This is a genomic window from Dyella sp. 2HG41-7 (assembly GCF_021390675.1).
GTDB lineage: Bacteria > Pseudomonadota > Gammaproteobacteria > Xanthomonadales > Rhodanobacteraceae > Dyella_B.
The window spans coordinates 2,095,432-2,113,152 of record NZ_JAJEJV010000004.1 but is presented as its reverse complement, the minus strand read 5'-3'; the positions used below and the strand labels follow the sequence as shown (position 1 = coordinate 2,113,152).

Here is a 17,721-nt window from a genome sequence, read left to right as displayed (position 1 = left end):
ATCACCACGCCGTTCCGAACCACACGACCACGGCCACCAGCCCACCGATCAACAAGGTGATCAGGAAACGGTTGTGCTTCGTTTGCTTGGCCAGCCGATCAGCCAGGGTCGCCGCGAGCTCGCGGAAGGAGTCGGCTTCGATCTGGGAGGCATCTAGGGCGGCCTGCATGGATTGCAGGGTCTCGTGCTGAACTTGGGTGAGGTCGTCGGCCATGGCGGGGCTCCGATTAGAAAAAGGGTCTTGATTGACCTTGTTCTAGGCCGAAACCGCTCCTTGGCAAGACTGATTGGTGCGTGTATCGACACGGAGTGTGACGGTGATCCCAACAGAGGTGGTTGGGTCACTGATGCGGTTGAAGCCTCAAAAGGAAAGCCCCCGATGGGGGCTCAGAAGTGCAAGATTCGAACTTGCGAAGTCCGCGGCATTTGCGCCCCGTATCGGGCTTCCGGAACTTTTAGATACGTCAACCTTAGACCTGGCTCAGTCAACTTCCAAACACACAACCATCCACCAAAGGCCCTCGATCTGTTGTGTTGCCCTGAGAAAGTGAACCAACAGGTCCGAGGTTTTCCCACTTCGCTTTGGATGACTCTACGTTCTCAAAAAATCGCCGGTTGGCAATCCCCTCGCCGATCGTTCGTGTCGATGGATGTGCCTCGTCCCAGGTGGGGTCGTTGCATCACTGCCGGCATCACCTGGCTTCAAGATGTGCTCTCAGGTCTCAGCCGCCCCAACGAAATCTTCGGCCCTTGGCAAGTCAGCCATTGGCCCTGCTTTTCGCAAGATGTTTCGGAGGGCATACTGGCCCCAAGCGCCAGGGGGCGCGGTTCAATAAGGACTTTGACCGATGGTGCGCAAATCCGTTTTGGCTTTGGTTGTGTTGACGCTGGCCGCGTGCTCGCAATCGCCCGCTCCAACCCCTACCGCTCAGGTGGCCCCAGCCGCTGCTTCCACCAGCTTGGCGATCCCGCCTCCGCCGCTCGCATCGAAGAACACCCCGGAAGCCTGGCGTGCGGCGTTCGACAGTTCGTTCCACATCGTGGGCAAGCCTGAGGATCAGGGCGACGGCAACACGCAGTTCTACGCCTGCTTCGACGCGGCGGTTCCCGAGAAGATGAACAAGTGTCAGTTGGGTGCGGCGGTGGATCGGGATGGCTTCCGCAAGCTGTGGATCTTCAAGTCACGCGGTGCGGGGATCGACAGCATTGCCCCCGATGGTCCGTATTTCGCCCAATACGTTTCAGTGAGAGAGAACCGGGCGCCCGTGTATTTCCTCGCCACCCACTTCGTCGGCGGGCATTGGTTGTTCATGTCGGATCTGGCCATCATGGTCGATGGCGACATTGTCTTGGAGCACCACTTCGATCACGCCGACGTCAACACGCACGTCGGGACGGGTTACGTCCAGGAAGATTCTGATTTTGTCCTGACGCCCCAGCAAATCACCGCGCTCCGGAAGATCGGACCGGATAGCCAGGTGATCATTCGGATCACCGGAAAAAATGGCTACGTGAGTGTTGACCAGGGCGGCAAGGGCAAACATGCACCCCTGTTCAACTCGAAGATCTTTGCTTACGACACCCGCGAAATGCTGGGGATCTACGATGCGATTTCAGCTCCGATCAAGGGCAAGGAAGTCCTTGCCCCGTAAGTGAGGCCAAGGCGTGGTCAGAGGCTCTGGCCACGCCCTTGTGAGCGACGCACCGCCTCGGCCAGCGTCGGTGGCACCTGCTCACGCAAGCGCTGGAAGGCCTCGGCGGCCTTGGTCACCGCGGCGGCATCCAACTTGGGGGCCTGAGCCTGGGCCTGGGCTTTCTTCGCGCGATGCTCGGCGATCAGGTCCTTCGTGCTGCGGCCACCGAAGGCGACGCCCTCTTCCAGCGCGTTGACCTGCAGGCGGTCGGTGACCACTTGGGCGTCGCGGTGGAGGTTGTCCTTGTCCTTCGTCAGCATGTAGAGCCCGAAGTGTTCCTTGTGGCGCGTGTAGGACACCATCGCGCTCTGACGGTCTACGCAACGCGGGTTGTGCACTTGGTAGACGTCTTCGATGCTCTGGCCCTGGCTGCGGTGCACCGTGCGGCCCCAGGCCAGGCCGAAACTCTGCTGGTCGGAGCGAAAATGGATGTTGCGACCGTCCTGCTTCTCGATCGAAGACTCGATGCGCGCCTCGATCTGGGCCTTGCCGTCCTTGCCCGGGATCAGCGCCGTGACCACGGCCACCGTCCCGTTGACCACGTCCAGGTCGTCATCCTTGGCCGCGAAACGGATGCGATCCCCGACGGCCAGCTTCATCCGAACCTCGTGGCCGGCGCGCGGGGTCTTCGTCAGCACTTCCTTGTCTTCACCGAGCTCGCCCGCGGCTTGCTTGACCTGGCGCAAGGCCTCCGTGACTTCATCCACGTCTGCATGGACGCCACCCAGGATGACCTTCTCCCGATCGGGCCGTGGGTTGGCCTGGTAGTCGGCCACCAGGTTCTTGATCAGGGCCTTGCGGTCCAGGTAATCGAGCAGGTGCCCGTTGTCGTCCATCTCCTGCATGATTTCCCGGCCCTTGCGCAGGTTCTCGGCGCGGGAACGCTTCTCGGCGCCGCCGGCCTCACTGAATTTCGTGGCGATGTCCCGGCCCTTCTGGCTCTTCTGCCGGCGAATGTCTTTCAGCTCCGTCATGCCGATGGCATCGACCACGGTCCTGAGGCCACCCCCGGCCTCCACGGATTGGAGCTGGTATTGATCACCCTGGAGAATCACTCGGGCCCCCGCGTCGTGCGCGTGCTTCATCAGGCGCTGCAAACTCCGGGTGCCGATCATGCCCGCTTCGTCCACGATCAAGACGGTCTTGCTGTCCATCTGGATCTTGGACTTCGGCCCTTTCTGCATCTGGTTGAGAATGCGCGAAATGGAGTGGCTCTCCACGCCCGTTTCCGCTTCCAGTTTTTTCGCAGCATCCCAGGATGTGGCGGCTCCCAGGACTTTGAAGCCGGAGCGACGGTAGGCATCGACGGTGACGTCGGACGAAGTCGTTTTGCCGCTGCCCGGGGCACCACGCACCACTGCCACGCCGCCCGTCTCCTGGGTGACGTAGCGCACGGCGGTGGCCTGCTCGGGCGTCAGGGCAAAGCCGCGCTTCTTCTGGAAGTCCGCCATGCACTGCTCCACGACCTTGGGATCCAGGCGCTGGTGGGTCTCGTGCTGACGGGCTTTGGCCCCTTCGGCCAAATCCTTCTCCATGTCGAGCACGCGGCTCTTGGACGCGAACCGGTATTCCTTGAAACGCATGGAGGGTTTTTCCACACGGTCATCTTCGTGCACCTGCTCGCGCTCGATCACCGCCAGGTCGTCCTGGCGCGCCAGGAAGTCATTGGCGAGTTTGATGATGCCCTTGGCGTCGTAGTCGCCTGCTGTTTTGTCAGCGATCACGCGCACGAGGTCGCGCTTGCGGAACACCGATTGGGTTTCGTGGAGTTTGTCCAAGACTTCGCCGTCAAACTCCTCCTGCGTCTGCTGGGCTTTCTGTAGGCGCCGGAGCTGCTCCTCTTCCGAGGGCGCCAGGCCCAGCATGTCGGACAGGCGCTCGGGGAGGTTCAACTCGGGGTGACGGCGCCGGAAGTCGGCCTGGCTCTTGCGCCAGTCGTGGATCAACTCCTCAAACTCCGGTTCCCTCTTGGCCTTGCGGGTGGCCAAGTTGGCTTCCTGGCTGCTCGCGCCGGGGTTTTCCTCCAGGAACGCTTCGATCTGCTGCCGCCGCCCGGATTTCTCGCGGCGGTATATTTCGGGAATGCCGACAAGCTTGTAGGCACCCTCGATTCGTTGACCGTTCTTGTCGAGCTGCTCGGTGAAGTCCAAGCCGAACCGCGCTTCCTGCAGGTCTTTGGCCATGCCCGCGCGATAGATCGCGCTGGCCGTGCGCAGCACTCCCAGCATCTCCTGCGCTTCGAGCGAGGAAAAGCGGCCGTCGGCCATGCAGGTGTTCATCACGACAAAGTGGGTGTGTAACTGCTCATCGATGGTGTCCGCCTCCGAGTCCTGTCCGCGATCGTGCGCGCGTGCGGTGAAGTGATGGAACGCCCCAATCACCAGGCCTTCGCCCTTCAAGTAGTCGTTGCTGCCAGCGCCCCGGCGCGTTTCTGCGTGGTCCTCAATGAAGGTGATGGCCTTCAGGGCATTGCGCTCGTGGATCTGGTGGATCAGTTCCCCGAGGGCCCGCTCTTTGGGGTCATCGCTGGCCATGCCGATGGCCCACGCATTCGACACGGTTTTTTCAGGAGAGCAGCACAGGTCGTAGCCCATGCGCATCTCCTGGAAATGGCCAGCGGGTTCGCCCTTGTCATCGAGCTTCGGCGTGCCGTCACGATTTTTGGCCGCGATCCAATGGGGCTTTTCGCCCGCGTTCTGGCGCAACTGTTCCCCTCTCGGGCCAATCCCCATGAGGAGGTTGGAAAACACATCCTCGTCCACGCGACCCGTGAGGCCGAGGGCTGCGGCTCCCTTGCCGCACCATTGGGACACGCTCTTCTTCTCGCCCTTCGCGTCGCAGTAATAGCTTTTCGCACCCGCGCCGAAATATTGGCTCAGGTCACCGCACGTGCCGTCGTCTGCACTGGTCTTGAGTTCTGCTGCTGTGAACATGTGAAGGGATCCGCGTGGGTTCCCTCCAACTTCTCAAAATTCCGCCGGTTGGCAATCCCAGGCCTATCGACGCCGCCTGCGTGCCGGTGGTGGACCCTTGGCCGCGTTGGCCTCCCGCGCCAGGCGCATCCGTTCTTTCATCGCGTCCAGGTTGTCGATGCACCACAGGCCTTCGAGGCACAGGAACCGATCGGACATCACGGCGTCCAGGAGCTCGGGCAGTGTGGCTTCAAAGCCACTGGCGCCGGTGACCTTGGCCTCCCCTGCGTCATCCAGCGTCAGGATGGCCATGGGCAGGTCGGGATGGCAGGCGCCCTGTCGTTCCAGGTTTGGGTTGTGCCGATCGGCGCGCCACTTCTCTTTGGCCAGGGACATGAGCAGGGTGCGGTAACGATCCAGGCGCAACAGCCACACGGTCCTGACGCCCGCCGCTCGGTATTTCTCCTGGCGATCCAGGTAATCGCGCGAGTGCTGGTAGGAGCGCTGGATTTCCACAGCGATGCGCATGTCCCCGCGCTCACCCCACACGTCCGCTTGCCAGCGGCCAAGCTCGCCCTGGCCGGGCTGCTCCAAGGTGGCCACACAGCCGAGTGCTTCGAGGGTGGCCCGGACGGTGTGCTTCGCCGCTTGATGCCACTGGCTTTCCTCGGACTCACTGCACGCGCCGGACGCGTGGGCAAAGAACGGGTGGCCGTTGGGGCTGACCTTCGGCACGGCGCTGCCCTTGCAGCACGGCATTTGTAGTTCACCCATCGTGTAGGTGTCCTGCAACTGCCGCCATTCGGCAGGGGTCATTTTGAGCGCGTTGACCGTGCCGCCGTTGACGTGGAGGGCTTCGATGCATTCGACGTAAGACATGGACATTCCCTGTTGTGCAATGGGGAGATGGTCGTGTCACGACCGTGCCCTGTCCATCAGCCGGTCTGCCGAGCCTTCGCCAAGGGATTGGCCTTGACCTCTTCCAGGAGGCGCTCAGCGGGGGTCATGACGGGTGGGAACGGCGAGGCTTCGGCGTCCAGGCCAGGTTCCGGCTCGTATGTGTTTTCGTATGTGAAGTTGGCCCGGTTGCCCGCCGGCTTCCGCCCCGCGCGCCATTCCGCGTCCGCGTTGCGTGCATCACGGGACGCCGCACGCTTGGCTTCCAGCTCCGCCTGCTTCTGCTTTGCCTTCTCCTCGTTCTCCTTGCGGATGGCTGCCGCCTTGGCCTCCCGCTCCACCTTGGTGAGTTCGGGCGTCATGCCGGGCTGAGCGGGGCCCAGGGTCCATTTTGCCGGGCGATGTGGCGTGCGGCGCTTCGTCGGGGACACGCCCGGGAACACCGCGCGCACAAGGTTGGGGCCGATGCCGGCGACGATGGCCGTGACACCCCAACCCAGCGGCAGTTTTTTGTCCTTGACGGATCCGAGTTCGGAGAGCTCATGGGGTGCCACCACGGCACGGTTTTCCTCGTGCAAAGAAGTGCTCTGACCACTGTTCGATGTGCTGACCGCGGTAACAGCCCAGCGGGCCTTACCGAACTGGTCCGCGACGTCATCGCGGGTCGCACCGGGCTGGATGCGGAACACCAGATGCGTGCCCAACATGCTGCCCAGAGATCGCATGGTTTCTTCGCCCCAGACTTCTTTTATTTGTGAGAGGTCTTGGCAACAGCCGACGAAAATGCACCCTTTCGACCTGCCCCTTTCGAGCGCCGCCTTGAACGGGATGGGTCCAAGTGAGGGCATTTCGTCGATCACAAACGCGATCGTGCGCCCGAGTTCATCATCGGGCGTGGCTGCGCTCAGGATCTGTGGGAGCACGAGATTAAGCATCGCCGAACCGAGCGCGGTGTTCATGGAGGCATCCGGGCCGGCCTGGAAAATGAGCTGCCGGATCTTGCCTTCATAACCATCGCTGGCCCAGGCGCGCAAGGAGATGGACGGGCGCATGCGACCCGCGTCATCGCGGCCATCGCCCCATGCACGTGCCAGGTCATGCACGACTTTTGTGTAAGCGCTGAGGGTAGCGAGCACGGAACTGGTGGTGCTGCTCTGCGCGTCCGCAACCAGCAAGGCGGCGAGCGGGGCGTGTTTGGCCATTCGTTCGGCAAATGAGGGGGCATCTGCGGTCAAACGATCAGCCAGAGTTGACCAGCCCCAATTGGTGCCCAGTTCGTTCTGCAAGGAAATCAACGTGCCTTCGAGCAGAGACTTGGCAGCCTCTGACCAGAACTTGCCTTCGCCGCCGGCTTCACCAATGAGGGACGATGCAAACACCTGAGAATCACTGGGGGTGCGCACATCCGCGCCGATGTCCCACGTCAACGAGCGGCGATCTTGGGGACAAATCAGCCCCACCGTGCCGCCAAGCCAATAACTTGAGAAGTCTCCTTTGACATCGTAAATCCAGGCGCGATGTCCCTGGCCCGCTGGGCCCGCTGCGATCAGTTGCTCGCAGATGGGGATGAGGGATTGGGTTTTCCCCGAACCCGGCGATCCATACAACAAGACCCCACGCGTCCATCGCTGCTTCGGCAGCCACACGCCTGGCAGGAGCTGCATGAAAGGCTCCTTGCCGGCGAGCTCCTCGGCGGCGGCGCGCATCAGTTCTTGCAGCGCCTCTTTCGGATCAAGGATGAGCTTTGGGCCTTCGAGGTGTCGCATGCGCGAGTAAGGGTGGAGGCCTGCACGAAGCGCGAAGCCACCGGCAACGAGGCCCACCAGGAGACCGGGGAGCAATCGCAGGTGCACGGCAGCGGGGGTGGAAAGGTCACTCGCGGGGTTGTCCGTCCACACCGTGACGGCATGCGGATGGAGCTGAGCCACCAGGAGGGTGGGATAGTGCAGCCACTGCCAGAGCAAACCCCCGGCGGGCACAGGCGAACCGAACATCGGATGCCAGAGCACCCAACCGATCGCCAGGCTCACCAATGCGGCCACGAAAAGCCCCAGCCCGATCGCGGCATCCACCCGACGAATCGGGATCGCCGGGGGATGGTCCGCCGGCACACTCGTCAGGAAAAGGTTGAGGACTTCTTTCTGGGCCATCAGCGGCCCCGATCAAGGCCCATCGCGCGGTCGCCCTGTTCTTTCGCCAACGCGATCATCGCCGGCCCGTAAACCAAGGTGTCCCGCAACTGCTGTGGGGTTTGCCGGTCATGGTCGGGGATGTCCGTTCGAGCGCCCCGCTCCACCAGCGCTTGCCAGATTTCGGGTTGCTTCTGATACGCGAAAGCAGCTTCGTGCAGAGCCGTGCGTCCATCGCGGTTCGGCACATTGAGTTCCGCGCCCGCATCCAGGAGCAGGTGCACGGCATCGACGCTCTTGGCCATGATGGCCACATGCAAGGGTGTGTCCTGCATGTGCAACGACTGGAAGTTGACGCCGGCCCCGTTCGCCAGGGCTTCCCGCATGCCGTCGAGATTGCCCATGGCGGTCGCGTAGTGAAGGGCTTGGTGGGGTGATTGGTCAGAGGCCATGGCTCATTCTCCGGTTCTGTCGTGCGGTCAGGCCGGCACGCAACTGTTGCGCCGTCAGGCCCTGGTTGTTCTTGAGGTCATCGCTCGCGCCGTGATCAACCAGGAGGGACCAGATCAGCGACGATCGCTTCGCTGCGTGATGGAGCGGTGACATGCCTTCGCGGTCGGTCAGGTTGACGTCCGCGCCCCAGGACAACAGGCAGCGGACGGCTTCCACATCCTCCCGATCGACCGCAAGGATCAGGGCCGTTTCCTGCTCCGGGTAGGTCTGAGCGTTGATGTCCGCGCCTAACAGGAGCGTGATGCCCATGGTCCACAGGTCACCGTCTCTGGCGGCCAGGAGAAAGAGTTGCGACATGTTCACGCGGCGATCCTCCAGAACAGGCGAACGGAGTGGCTCCATGCCTTGCGCAAGTCATGTTCCAGGGATCGTTCGATCTCTGGGAAAGTCGGCACGTCATCCTTGTGGCGCGGCTGATGCCGCCACCGCACCTGCACCAGGGCTTCCATGACGCGGCCGAGCAAGCGGCGCTGGCCAGCGGCATCCAGGAGCCCTTCGACGCCGGCCTGTGTGATCACGCGTTCCACGCGCAGATGCGCCTGGTGACGCGCGCGTTGATGTTCCGGTGCGTCGGGAGTGTGCGTGTGCCACACAGCGTTTTCTTCTGCCCACAGGCACGCGTGGGCCGCACGCAACAGGGCTTCACGAAGGATGCCAGCGCGGTTCATCGGGCGGCTCCGGCGGCGATGGGTTCGGGGGTGCGCGAGCGGCGCTGCTGTTGCTGGGCCTGCTCGGCCTCGGGAGCGCGTTCGATCGGTTCGATCTTGCGGGCCTCGATCATGGCCTGCTCGTGCACCTGGTAGCGATCGAACTGCATCAGGAACTGTGTGGCCACATCGGCCTTGTGAGCGGCGCGGAAAATCTCGTTGGGATCCTTTTCGAGAATTTCCAACCAACTCCGCAAATAGGCGGCATGTTGCTCGTCCAGGCCGGGTCGGCTGAGCGCCATGTTGCGGCACATGAAGTGCGACGTCAGCTCCGCCGCCAACTCCTCACGAGCATAATCGGGGGTCCCGAACCCTGCCTTACCAATCTCGCGGTTGCACCGGTCTGGATGTGAAGTCCAATGCCCAAGTTCGTGAAGCACGGTTGCATAGGCGTGCTCCATCTGGGGGAACTGCCCCATCTCGGGCACGACGATGCGATCAGAGGCTGGGCTGTAAAACGCAGCGTTGCCGTTACGGTATTCGATGATCGCGCCTGAGGCCTGGATCAGATCATCGGCACGAGCGTTCGGCTCCCACGTGGGCTCCGTTGGTTTGTATTCGGGCAACCCGAGAATTTCCGAACCGTTGAACACGTAGCTGTAAATCGGCTTCCGACGAACCAGCTCAATCTCACCGGTTTCCTTGTTTTCTTCCTTCTTCGGTGGAGGCCAATACTCGATCAGCCGGGTGGACTCCGGTGAGCGCTTGACTTGGCACCCGATGCTCTGGGCCTGCAAGTAAGTCATCCACCGCTTATCCTCGTAGCCAGCGGCCTCAAGGACGACCGAATTGATTCCGCGATAAGACTTGCCTGACGTAGGGTTGTAAGGAGCTTCCCCCATCCCTGGCTCCCAAGGCTTGATCCACTGACAGGTGCCGTTCTGGATCTTGTCCAGCAAATCCAGGTTGGTCTGTTGCCGATAGGGCAGGCGGTTCTGGTCCTTCATGGCCCCACCTCTTCCGGCTCGCGCGCCGCCAGGGCGTCTTCGTAGCTCAGTGCGTCTTCGGTGAAGCAGCCGAGGTTTTCCGCTTCTTCGGGTGTGAAGCGGCGCACCCGATGTTGCAGGGTCAGCGTGGGACGGTCAGGCGCAGGCGCCGCCGGCTTCTTGCGGAAGGGGTTGGACATGGGGAAGGTTCCACGGGGATACTCCTAATGTCCTAGTCGATTTCAGCCGGTTGGCAACCCGATGGTCCCGCACCTCTTTTTGCTTCCTCAGCTCCCTGCGTCCAAGGTCGCCAGGACCACGGAAGCGCTGATCACGTTGCCCTACGACCAGGTGCGGCTGCTGCGCGCGGGTCTCCATGCACTGGTGGAAGTGGACTCTTCGGAGGACCCGGCCCGTGTGGCCGATGCGGTGTCAGCCGTGCTGGCTCCGCTGAAACTCGATGTGGAAGCGCTGAGCTGCGGGAAGGAACACTTCTACGACCACACGCTGATCGTCGGGAAAGTGGATCCCGTGAGTTTCACCGAACTGCTGGCCAGCCAGTTCTACCGGGATGAACTTACCCTTACGTCGCTGGATCCAGGCGGAGAAAAGTGGCTGGTGTCGATGCCCCTTCTCCCCTTCGGCTCTTTCGCAACCATCAAGCAATTGGCGAAACCGCTCAAGGTGCGCGCGGTGCACTTCAAGGCGCCCTGACGGGCCGAGATGGGGTGGCATTGCACCACCCCACCCTTGTCGATTACGCCGGTTCGGCTTCGGTCTCGGTTTCCCGGGCCACGTCCGGCCAGATCGCCAGCATCAGGCCGACCAGCTCAATGCCGCGCTTGATGATGGCGTCTTCGTTCCACACCGCCGCTTTGGCCTCGTCGTGGAAATACTGCGTCAGATTGAGTTTGGAGAACTTCAAGAGCTCGGGCCGTTTTTCGTTCCAGGGGCCATTGCTCAGCGACGGGTTCAAGGACCCGGTGATGAGGGTGAGGTTGCCCAGAGTTTGCAACAAGGCCTCACGACGATCCTTCCACTTCTTGATGGCCTCCGGGTCGGTGCCGATCTTCTCCGGCATCGGCCAGTGATCTTGCCACTCCTGCGGCATGACATGCTCGATCGTCAGGCCACTGGGCAGCGGGACCGCTTCGGATTTCTTGTTCTGCAAGGATGCGTCCACGGCTTCGAGGATGGCGCGCACTTTCTTTTGACTGAGGTTCTTGTAGATCGCGGAGATGGCGATGGCGCTGCCGAAATCCTCGTTGTTCGGGAACTTCAAACTGTCGGCCTTGCTCTTGGCCAACCAGGCGCCCACGCTCTCTGCGGTGAGCACGCCACTCTTGGCCACGCCCTTGATCAGGTCAATGAAGAGTTTGTTGTAGTTCTTCGTCGTCAACTGGCAGACCATGCGGCGCACCAGGAACGACTCAATCACCTGCAGAACCTTATCGAACTCAGCCGGGTTGTCCGGCATCAGGTGATCGTGCGCCATCAGCAGGAACGGATACACGGTGGTCGTGTCCACCGCATCCAGGCGCCGGAGGAACGTGGCCAGGCGCGGGTGCGCACTGGCTTCACCCCAGCTCCGATAGATGCGCCCGAACCGGGCCAGCATCGCCATGTGTTCCTCGGCGGTGCTGGCTGAGCCAATGAGCTTGTTTTCTTTCTGTTCCTCGTCCTGGACATAGCCCTTGAAGGCATTGAACAGGTGCGTGGATTTCACATCGTCCTGCGTGGTCAGGGCGAGGTAGTGGTTGAGAAAGATGTCGATGAGGGGACGGGTGATGCGACCCTGTTTCACTTCCACGCGCCAGGGCTTTTCATCAAAAAAGGCCCAATGCTGCGCGTAGAGTTTCTCCACGTCCGCATCCTCGGCCATGGCCCGGCGGAACAGGTAGTTTTTGATCAGGTCTGACGGCAGCAGGGGTTCGCCCAGGCTGTTCATCGTCTCGAAAATCACCTGCGCCTCGTCTTGCTTGTCGAGGTCGATGACCACGAGTTGCAGCTTGCCGCGCATGACGGTCCACAGCGCTTCCAGGCGGCGCGCGACGTCGGGTTGATCGGCCAGCGGGCCGTCCTCCCCTTCCAGCTCGCTCTTGAACCAGGTGGCCAGGCGCTGAGCGAAATAGAGATAGGCGCCGATGATGTTGGAGCTGCGCAACGTGGGGTGGGCCTTCAACTGCTTTTCGAGCTCAGCCGGGGAACCACTGGCCTGGATGAGGCGATAGGCGCCGCGATCGGAGTTCGTCGGCCAGACCTTGAAGGCTTCATCGGCCTTGTCGATGCGGTTTTCCCGGTTGCAGACCAAATCCCCGAACCGCTCCCCGAACTTTTCGCTGTCCAGGCCCAAGGCATGATCGCGGCACACAGTCATGACAATTTGCAGCGTGGTGAAGCGCTGCTGGCCGTCGATGATCTGTCGCGTTTCCACGGCGCCCGTGGCGTTGCCCAATTGCTCCAACACCACGGCGCCCATGAAGTGCGGGTGCACCTTGCCCCGGGTCAGCTCGCGGTTGAGCAGATCCTCGATGTCTTCCCAGAGCTCTTGCCAACCCTTGTCCACATCCCAGACGTAAGGCCTTTGGAACAACGGGATTTGGTATTGAATGGCCCGATCAAAAATCTTCTCAAGATCGCGTGCGTGCGCTTCCATGTGTCGGCCCCCTGAGCCTGTTCGCAAGGGTCCAAGGATACGCTCCCAGGCGGGATCTCAGAACCGGGGCGGCCGAAGTTCATACCGGGGCGCGCACCGGCGGGTCTGGCGCCAGGGCACGTCCGCGCTTGCCGGCTTCGGGGTGCGCCAGTTCACCCCGAGCTCGGGGTAGAGCCGAGCCATCGTGGCATCCAGGCGGAGTCTGGGCACATAGATGGGCACATACACCCCCGGCGTGGTGCCGGGCGGGAACGGAGTGGGGTTCATCCGGTAAGCGTTCACGGCCCGCGCCAAGGCGCCCTGCGTGACCTGGGGTCGCACGGTGTCCCGCAACTGGCCGAGCATGTCATGCATGTCCACCAGGTGCTTCAGATGATCGAGGCCCATGAAGCCCAGGGTGCACCCTGCTAGACAGCCGGCGAAGGCTTCCAGGAACACGGACTCTTCCCGGGGTTCCAGGGTGCGCGGGTCCAAGGGGACAAAGAGCAGCATAGTGGTCGTGGCGGGGTTCATGAGGGTTCTCCGGCGGTGCAAACATTCTTGGGTTTCTGCCACACGACACTCGCGGTCGTGGGCCAGTGCGGATAGGCGGCGCATGTGCGCACAGGGGCGCCTTTGCCGTCGATGTAAAGGTAGGTGCCACTGACACTGCCCCATGCCTTTTCCAGTTTGGGCAGGGCATCGGTGGGAACGGCGGCGCACCCTTCCGAGAAGTCTTGGTGGGTTGCAGTGACGAACTTGGACGGGTGGAGCGCGATGCCGCGCACCAAGGCGTTGGAGTTGGTCTTGTCGAGCCCCAGGAGCTGATAGCTCCACCGATCGTATTGGATGCTGCGGTAGCGCTCGCCCACCGCGTAGAGGCCCAGGCTCGTCATCTGGCTGTCGGGCTGGTTGCCAAACACGCTGGCGTAGCCGGTGTGCTTGGGATCGGAGCCGCTGCCGTGCTCCACCCAGGTCTGCAACACCACCTGGGGATGCTGGGGATCCGAGAGGTCCAGTGCCCACAGCCGGGGTTTGGAGTTGCGCTCGTGCATGTCGGCAATCAAGAGCCGTTCGGGCATGTGGCCCGCGGCGCACACGGCGGAACTGAGGGCGTGGTCCAAGACTTGGGGTGGCGGTAGATCGAACATAGGCGGGGTCTCACTTGTTAAACTTTTGCCGTGATCGTTAGATCACTGTCTCTATCTCCAGGCTAAGGGAAAGGGGGTCGCTGTCAATGCAGGATCGATCGTCGGTCGATGTCAGAAAAGGCGCACAAACACCAAGGGCCGCTTGCGCGGCCCCGGGTGATGGGTGGAGGGTTGGGTCAGATGCTCTGCGTGCGCCGACGCTTCTGGGCGGCTTCACGCTGCACCACGGCGTCCCCGATCGTGTTGCTCCGCTGCGGCATCGCCATCCCACCCACGGGCACGGGGTTGTAGTAAGAGCTGTGGCTCGGACGTTCCTGGCCACCCTGGCGACCGCCCTGCCCTTCCCCTTCACTCTTGCCCTGCCCAGTGGCTGCGGCGGCCGCTTCACCCAAGCTGGCGTGACGCTTGGGCATGACCATGCCATTGGCCACGGCGGTGGCCAAAGTTGGCGGGACGCGCTGCATCTGTTCGTCGGGTTTCATGTTCTTTTCCACGGGATTCTCCTGTTGCTGATGTTGAAGGTGCTGTCGCTCCGCCGAGGCGTCCCGAACCGCTTGCTCGAATGCGGGGCCCTTGCTCACGGGGATCAGGCCGAAACTCTCAGGGTCCTCGGCCCATTTCTGAGTGACGGACAAGGGTTTCTCGCGCGTGCCCGCGTTGGCCTGGATGTCAGCCCCGGCGAGCACCAGGCGCCGAGCCACTTCGGGATCCTGGGCCAGATGCAACGCGCTTTCGCCCTGAGTGCTTTCGTCCGCATCCATGTGTTGTTCTTGGGTGCGAGCATTCGGATGGAGGCCCCGATCCAGGAAAGCTTGGGTCACCTGCGGGTTGGCGAGCATGTCTTGATGCCAAAGGCACTTCTGAACATCGGCCCCGTTGTTGCAGAGCAGATCCACCATCTCGGGGGACTTGGCGCGCATGAGCGGAACAAGAGGCGCGTCTGCATTCGCGGCATACTCCGAGATTTGGAAGTTCGGATCCGCCCCGTGGTCCAAGAGGCGTTGCACCAGGCCCAACTTGTTGTCCGCCACCGCGGAGTGCAGGGGCGTGGTTTCGTCTGTGGCGTGATCGAAGTCCACATTGCTGGCCTGGTGGGCCAATGCCTTGTCGATCGCGGGCGCCATCGGATCCTTGAAGTCGATGAGGGACACTTTGGATCCGCCGGGCAGTTCGATGCTCGATTGCTGCAACAGGTCTTCATTCGTTTGCGACGGCTGAACGAGATTAAGTTCGCGCAATTCCGCGACGCGGTCACGGGCCTGGTCGAAGGCCTGGCCGAAACGCGCCCGGGCTTCTTCCAGACGCTGGTCTTCGTGTTCGATTTTCATGGGGACCTCCCCCTGCTGTTGAGTGTTCGGTTCGAGGGTCGGCGCCGAGGTGGGTCCAAACAGGTTCATCCCGGGGATCGGTGTGTGATCGTTGGACACCTCCTGACGCTCCCGTTGCGGGAGTTGGACGCGATGGATGAAGAGGTTGCGGTTCATGCGGTCACCTCCGCGGCGGCCTCGGCTTCCGCCTCAGCGTTGGCCTTGTCCGCCGCCTCTTGCGCGTTGAATGCGGCCACTTGCTCCTTGATCTTTTGCATGTCCGCTTCGTGCTTCTTCCGCTGTTCCTCGGTGACTGTCGGATCCAAGAGGTCAGCGGCGATCGGGCCCGGGGGCAGGAGTTGCACGAAGTCGCGGCGGATAGCGCCGGCACGCATCACCTGCACGAAGGCCACGCCGCCTTCGGGTTCGAGTCCGTTGCCGCCCTTGGTGATCTTTTGGGTCTTGCTGAGGAAATCAGCCAAACTGATCAGCGGCTCTTCCACCCACTGCCCGCCCGTGACCACGGCGTGCCGAGAGGCCCTTTCGGCGTGGTCGTCCTCCGTCACCCGCTGCACCGTGCCGGGCTTGAAATGGACTTTCTGGAACGTGCCGAAGCCACGACGCAACAAGGACTTAAGGAACGCGCGGTCGGGATGGCTGGTGTCGTAGAGCACGCTGCCCAGGGCGTTCGACGCGGAGCTGATGTAATCGATGCCCTGCGTGTTCTTCATCCAGCCCGGGATCCACACGGGGCCCACGGTGTCCTGCAACCACTTGGCCGTGATCGGGGTGGTCTGCATCACAATGCGGCTGAGCAGGTTACCCAAGAAGGCATCCAGGCTCGATTTGTTGTGATTTGTGGCGTAAATCGCCTCGATGTTCTGGGCCAGGCAGCACAGCCACAAACCGAGCGAACGGCCCTGCAGCGCGATGGTGACCTCCGCCTCGGTGGCAATGGCCGGATACTCGTCTTGCACCACCCACACCGGCGTCGAGCCAGGAATTGCCGCGGCCCAGTCGTTGCCGAAGTCGGCGCGCTTCTTACCCTTTGTGTAAATTCGGTTCTTCAGGAAACTCGAGGCCAAAATTCCCGCGCGTCCAAACTGGACCTCCCCCAAATTGATTCCAATAATCCCCCCGAACAAACAGGCCTCTGGATCTTTCTCAGAGTGCACCGCGCGCGCCCAGCGCTGAATGTCCTTCTGCGACAACAACGGCGTCGTCCAAGCACCGTAGGTCGCCAGCACCGAGCCGCGGACCGTGTCAGCCCATCCGCCCATGGTGTTCTCAACATAGTTGATGGCACCGCCCAGCAGACCCGACATTTCACCGGGGTATTGCGCCTTCAAGAATTCCAGGTATTTGCCCACCTCGACTCGGTCGGCGTCCTTATCGGAAAGCGCCAACTGGGCCAGTCGATCGTGGTCATACATGCACCAGTTCCACACCCGGTCTTCTTCGGGCGTGTTCATGGCATCGGCATACTTCACGAGCCACCAGAGGATCACGGCGGTGTTGTAGATCACGTCACTGGTGCTGTTCTGCCAAATGGGATCCTTGGCGTCCGGGCGCATATTGATTTGCGCATAAGCCGTCGTGACGCCCTCGGGTTCCAAGCCTTCGTAGAGCGAGATGACGCACACGCGAGGATCGATGAAGATGTAGTTTTTCAGGTGCCGGAACTCGGCGGGCAACGCCCCTTTGCCGTCCATGATCACGAGTCCGCCGATGTTTGCGCGGATGTAGTCCTGAATAAGCTGTTTAAGAAGGACAGTTTTGCCCACACCATTCGCGCCCAAAATGATCATGTGTTGCGCGAGAGCACTGGGCTCCATCAAGACGGGAAGACCCGGATCAGGTGCGAAGCCATCCCAGCGGTTCAAACTGAGGAACCCCGTGGCGGTGCCGAAATGCAGCATGCCGGCATACGGAAGATTTTTGACGGTGTAAGGCAGGGGGTTCACTTGCATGACGCATACTCCTTAGCGGCGCGGAGGGTTTGAGCACGACGGGCGTCCACGTGGCCGAGACCATTGGCGCTGTCTTCCCAGTTGCAGGTGGTGCCGTAGACGGCGAGCTCGATGCCGCGGGCACGGCGGAGGAAGAACGCCCATGCCCAAGGCAACGCGCAGGCGGGGATCAGCAGCACGGCGGGTTTGAGGGCATCGGGCGCCACGGAGGACAGCAGCAGGACGATGGTGAGCAAGAGCAAGCCGCCGACGGCCGTGCGGGCGTTGCGCAGGCCACCGAAGAGGAGAGCAAGGCCGACGATCACCCCGGCCTTGACCGCAAACCCCACTGAGTCCCAATCACCCGTCATGCTCAGGGCGTGGTCGGTCAATGTTTTCAGGGGCAGCAGCGCAGCCAGGGCGGACAAGAGCACCCAGCCCTTGCCCACGGATTGCGTGGCGTTTGAGATAAAGGCCAGGAGCAGGCCCAGCACCCCCAGCACAGGGGCAATGACTCCGATTGAGTCCAGGGCACTGGCACAGTAGATCAAGAAACCAACGAAGGGCACCGCCGCGAAGAGGATGGGCACCGCGCTGGACGGGGAGCCACTCACCAGGTCATCGGGCAGGATGCGGCCAGCCACGCGACCCTGGCGCCCCGTGACGGGATCGGGCGCGGTGCGGTAGAGGCGCGGGCGCGTGTCGCGGAGGTCCGGAGGAATCGGAAACCACTCCTTGCCGATCTTGATGTAAGGGGTGTCGTCATCGTCGGGCTGACCTGGCTTGCGCTCACCCTGGATCACGTCCCAGCGCGTGGCGACACTCTGTGCGGTCTGCACGGCCCGCTCACCCATTTGTCCGTGATCGAGCCAGCGGCCCAGTTTTAAGAAATCCAGCATGG

Annotated in this window: 17 protein-coding genes and 1 pseudogene; 2 read left to right on the top strand and 16 right to left on the bottom strand. The window is 62.2% G+C overall.

All coding sequences use genetic code 11. From position 1 onward, the window contains the following. Window position 1 precedes the first annotated feature (1 nt). Both L0U79_RS10815 and L0U79_RS10810 read right to left on the bottom strand, forming a co-directional pair. Entirely contained in the window at window positions 2-214 is a 213-nt protein-coding gene (locus L0U79_RS10815) for a hypothetical protein (RefSeq protein ID WP_233842286.1), read from the bottom strand. A 173-nt stretch (window positions 215-387) separates the two neighbouring features. After that, window positions 388-495: pseudogene (locus tag L0U79_RS10810) on the bottom strand. Between the two features lie 353 nt (window positions 496-848). Between L0U79_RS10810 and L0U79_RS10805 the strand changes: the two are divergent. Beyond that, on the top strand, window positions 849-1,652 hold the full coding sequence (locus L0U79_RS10805; RefSeq protein WP_233842285.1) for a hypothetical protein: 804 nt from the start codon (window positions 849-851) through the stop codon (window positions 1,650-1,652). A 17-nt stretch (window positions 1,653-1,669) separates the two neighbouring features. On the opposite strand, the gene mobF is transcribed toward L0U79_RS10805, so the two are convergent. The 8 genes from mobF to L0U79_RS10765 form a co-directional block, all read right to left on the bottom strand. After that, the gene (mobF, locus tag L0U79_RS10800; RefSeq protein ID WP_233842284.1) at window positions 1,670-4,627 is read right to left on the bottom strand and encodes a MobF family relaxase; all 2,958 of its coding nucleotides are present in this window, start codon (window positions 4,625-4,627) and stop codon (window positions 1,670-1,672) included. Between the two features lie 63 nt (window positions 4,628-4,690). Then, the gene (locus L0U79_RS10795) at window positions 4,691-5,485 is read right to left on the bottom strand and encodes a competence protein CoiA family protein (RefSeq protein WP_233842283.1); all 795 of its coding nucleotides are present in this window, start codon (window positions 5,483-5,485) and stop codon (window positions 4,691-4,693) included. A 56-nt stretch (window positions 5,486-5,541) separates the two neighbouring features. Continuing rightward, on the bottom strand, window positions 5,542-7,653 hold the full coding sequence (locus L0U79_RS10790) for a type IV secretion system DNA-binding domain-containing protein (protein WP_233842282.1): 2,112 nt from the start codon (window positions 7,651-7,653) through the stop codon (window positions 5,542-5,544). Beyond that, window positions 7,653-8,084: an ankyrin repeat domain-containing protein gene (locus L0U79_RS10785; RefSeq protein WP_233842281.1), complete on the bottom strand. Its 432-nt coding sequence runs from the start codon at window positions 8,082-8,084 to the stop codon at window positions 7,653-7,655. Before L0U79_RS10785 ends, L0U79_RS10790 begins: the two co-directional genes overlap by 1 nt. Then, window positions 8,074-8,442 (bottom strand): ankyrin repeat domain-containing protein, encoded by a 369-nt coding sequence (locus tag L0U79_RS10780; RefSeq protein WP_233843887.1) that lies wholly within the window; start codon window positions 8,440-8,442, stop codon window positions 8,074-8,076. Before L0U79_RS10780 ends, L0U79_RS10785 begins: the two co-directional genes overlap by 11 nt. A gap of 2 nt (window positions 8,443-8,444) precedes the next feature. Next, window positions 8,445-8,813, bottom strand: coding sequence for a hypothetical protein (locus L0U79_RS10775; RefSeq protein ID WP_233842280.1), 369 nt, complete (start codon window positions 8,811-8,813; stop codon window positions 8,445-8,447). After that, the gene (locus L0U79_RS10770; protein WP_233842279.1) at window positions 8,810-9,799 is read right to left on the bottom strand and encodes a zincin-like metallopeptidase domain-containing protein; all 990 of its coding nucleotides are present in this window, start codon (window positions 9,797-9,799) and stop codon (window positions 8,810-8,812) included. The genes L0U79_RS10775 and L0U79_RS10770 overlap by 4 nt, the downstream gene beginning before the upstream one ends. Next, the gene (locus L0U79_RS10765) at window positions 9,796-9,978 is read right to left on the bottom strand and encodes a hypothetical protein (protein WP_233842278.1); all 183 of its coding nucleotides are present in this window, start codon (window positions 9,976-9,978) and stop codon (window positions 9,796-9,798) included. Before L0U79_RS10765 ends, L0U79_RS10770 begins: the two co-directional genes overlap by 4 nt. Before the next feature lie 61 nt (window positions 9,979-10,039). Between L0U79_RS10765 and L0U79_RS10760 the strand changes: the two genes are divergently transcribed. Beyond that, window positions 10,040-10,492: a hypothetical protein gene (locus L0U79_RS10760; RefSeq protein ID WP_233842277.1), complete on the top strand. Its 453-nt coding sequence runs from the start codon at window positions 10,040-10,042 to the stop codon at window positions 10,490-10,492. 43 nt (window positions 10,493-10,535) lie between these two features. On the opposite strand, the gene L0U79_RS10755 is transcribed toward L0U79_RS10760, so the two are convergent. From L0U79_RS10755 to L0U79_RS10730, 6 genes are all read right to left on the bottom strand, one after another. Next, window positions 10,536-12,434: a DUF262 domain-containing protein gene (locus L0U79_RS10755; RefSeq protein WP_233842276.1), complete on the bottom strand. Its 1,899-nt coding sequence runs from the start codon at window positions 12,432-12,434 to the stop codon at window positions 10,536-10,538. Between the two features lie 57 nt (window positions 12,435-12,491). Further along, window positions 12,492-12,947: a hypothetical protein gene (locus L0U79_RS10750; RefSeq protein ID WP_233842275.1), complete on the bottom strand. Its 456-nt coding sequence runs from the start codon at window positions 12,945-12,947 to the stop codon at window positions 12,492-12,494. Beyond that, complete coding sequence (locus L0U79_RS10745; RefSeq protein WP_233842274.1) at window positions 12,944-13,564, bottom strand: murein L,D-transpeptidase catalytic domain-containing protein; 621 nt, start codon at window positions 13,562-13,564, stop codon at window positions 12,944-12,946. Before L0U79_RS10745 ends, L0U79_RS10750 begins: the two co-directional genes overlap by 4 nt. Window positions 13,565-13,740: 176 nt before the next feature. Further along, entirely contained in the window at window positions 13,741-15,048 is a 1,308-nt protein-coding gene (locus L0U79_RS10740; RefSeq protein WP_233842273.1) for an ankyrin repeat domain-containing protein, read from the bottom strand. Continuing rightward, window positions 15,045-16,841: a type IV secretion system DNA-binding domain-containing protein gene (locus tag L0U79_RS10735; RefSeq protein WP_233842272.1), complete on the bottom strand. Its 1,797-nt coding sequence runs from the start codon at window positions 16,839-16,841 to the stop codon at window positions 15,045-15,047. Before L0U79_RS10735 ends, L0U79_RS10740 begins: the two co-directional genes overlap by 4 nt. Continuing rightward, window positions 16,832-17,719 carry a hypothetical protein gene (locus L0U79_RS10730; protein WP_233842271.1) on the bottom strand — a complete coding sequence of 296 codons (888 nt, stop codon included), beginning with the start codon at window positions 17,717-17,719 and terminating at the stop codon, window positions 16,832-16,834. Before L0U79_RS10730 ends, L0U79_RS10735 begins: the two co-directional genes overlap by 10 nt. Window positions 17,720-17,721: the final 2 nt, after the last annotated feature.

Bases quoted from the DNA above. Each gene is read 5' to 3' on its own strand.
- L0U79_RS10740 (WP_233842273.1), bottom strand. From the start codon at position 15,048: ATGAACCGCAACCTCTTCATCCATCGCGTCCAACTCCCGCAACGGGAG.
- L0U79_RS10735 (WP_233842272.1), bottom strand. From the start codon at position 16,841: ATGCAAGTGAACCCCCTGCCTTACACCGTCAAAAATCTTCCGTATGCC.
- L0U79_RS10805 (WP_233842285.1), top strand. From the start codon at position 849: ATGGTGCGCAAATCCGTTTTGGCTTTGGTTGTGTTGACGCTGGCCGCG.
- L0U79_RS10785 (WP_233842281.1), bottom strand. From the start codon at position 8,084: ATGGCCTCTGACCAATCACCCCACCAAGCCCTTCACTACGCGACCGCC.
- L0U79_RS10775 (WP_233842280.1), bottom strand. From the start codon at position 8,813: ATGAACCGCGCTGGCATCCTTCGTGAAGCCCTGTTGCGTGCGGCCCAC.
- mobF (WP_233842284.1), bottom strand. From the start codon at position 4,627: ATGTTCACAGCAGCAGAACTCAAGACCAGTGCAGACGACGGCACGTGC.
- L0U79_RS10795 (WP_233842283.1), bottom strand. From the start codon at position 5,485: ATGTCTTACGTCGAATGCATCGAAGCCCTCCACGTCAACGGCGGCACG.
- L0U79_RS10750 (WP_233842275.1), bottom strand. From the start codon at position 12,947: ATGAACCCCGCCACGACCACTATGCTGCTCTTTGTCCCCTTGGACCCG.
- L0U79_RS10770 (WP_233842279.1), bottom strand. From the start codon at position 9,799: ATGAAGGACCAGAACCGCCTGCCCTATCGGCAACAGACCAACCTGGAT.
- L0U79_RS10780 (WP_233843887.1), bottom strand. From the start codon at position 8,442: ATGTCGCAACTCTTTCTCCTGGCCGCCAGAGACGGTGACCTGTGGACC.
- L0U79_RS10745 (WP_233842274.1), bottom strand. From the start codon at position 13,564: ATGTTCGATCTACCGCCACCCCAAGTCTTGGACCACGCCCTCAGTTCC.
- L0U79_RS10730 (WP_233842271.1), bottom strand. From the start codon at position 17,719: ATGCTGGATTTCTTAAAACTGGGCCGCTGGCTCGATCACGGACAAATG.
- L0U79_RS10815 (WP_233842286.1), bottom strand. From the start codon at position 214: ATGGCCGACGACCTCACCCAAGTTCAGCACGAGACCCTGCAATCCATG.
- L0U79_RS10755 (WP_233842276.1), bottom strand. From the start codon at position 12,434: ATGGAAGCGCACGCACGCGATCTTGAGAAGATTTTTGATCGGGCCATT.
- L0U79_RS10760 (WP_233842277.1), top strand. From the start codon at position 10,040: ATGGTCCCGCACCTCTTTTTGCTTCCTCAGCTCCCTGCGTCCAAGGTC.
- L0U79_RS10765 (WP_233842278.1), bottom strand. From the start codon at position 9,978: ATGTCCAACCCCTTCCGCAAGAAGCCGGCGGCGCCTGCGCCTGACCGT.
- L0U79_RS10790 (WP_233842282.1), bottom strand. From the start codon at position 7,653: ATGGCCCAGAAAGAAGTCCTCAACCTTTTCCTGACGAGTGTGCCGGCG.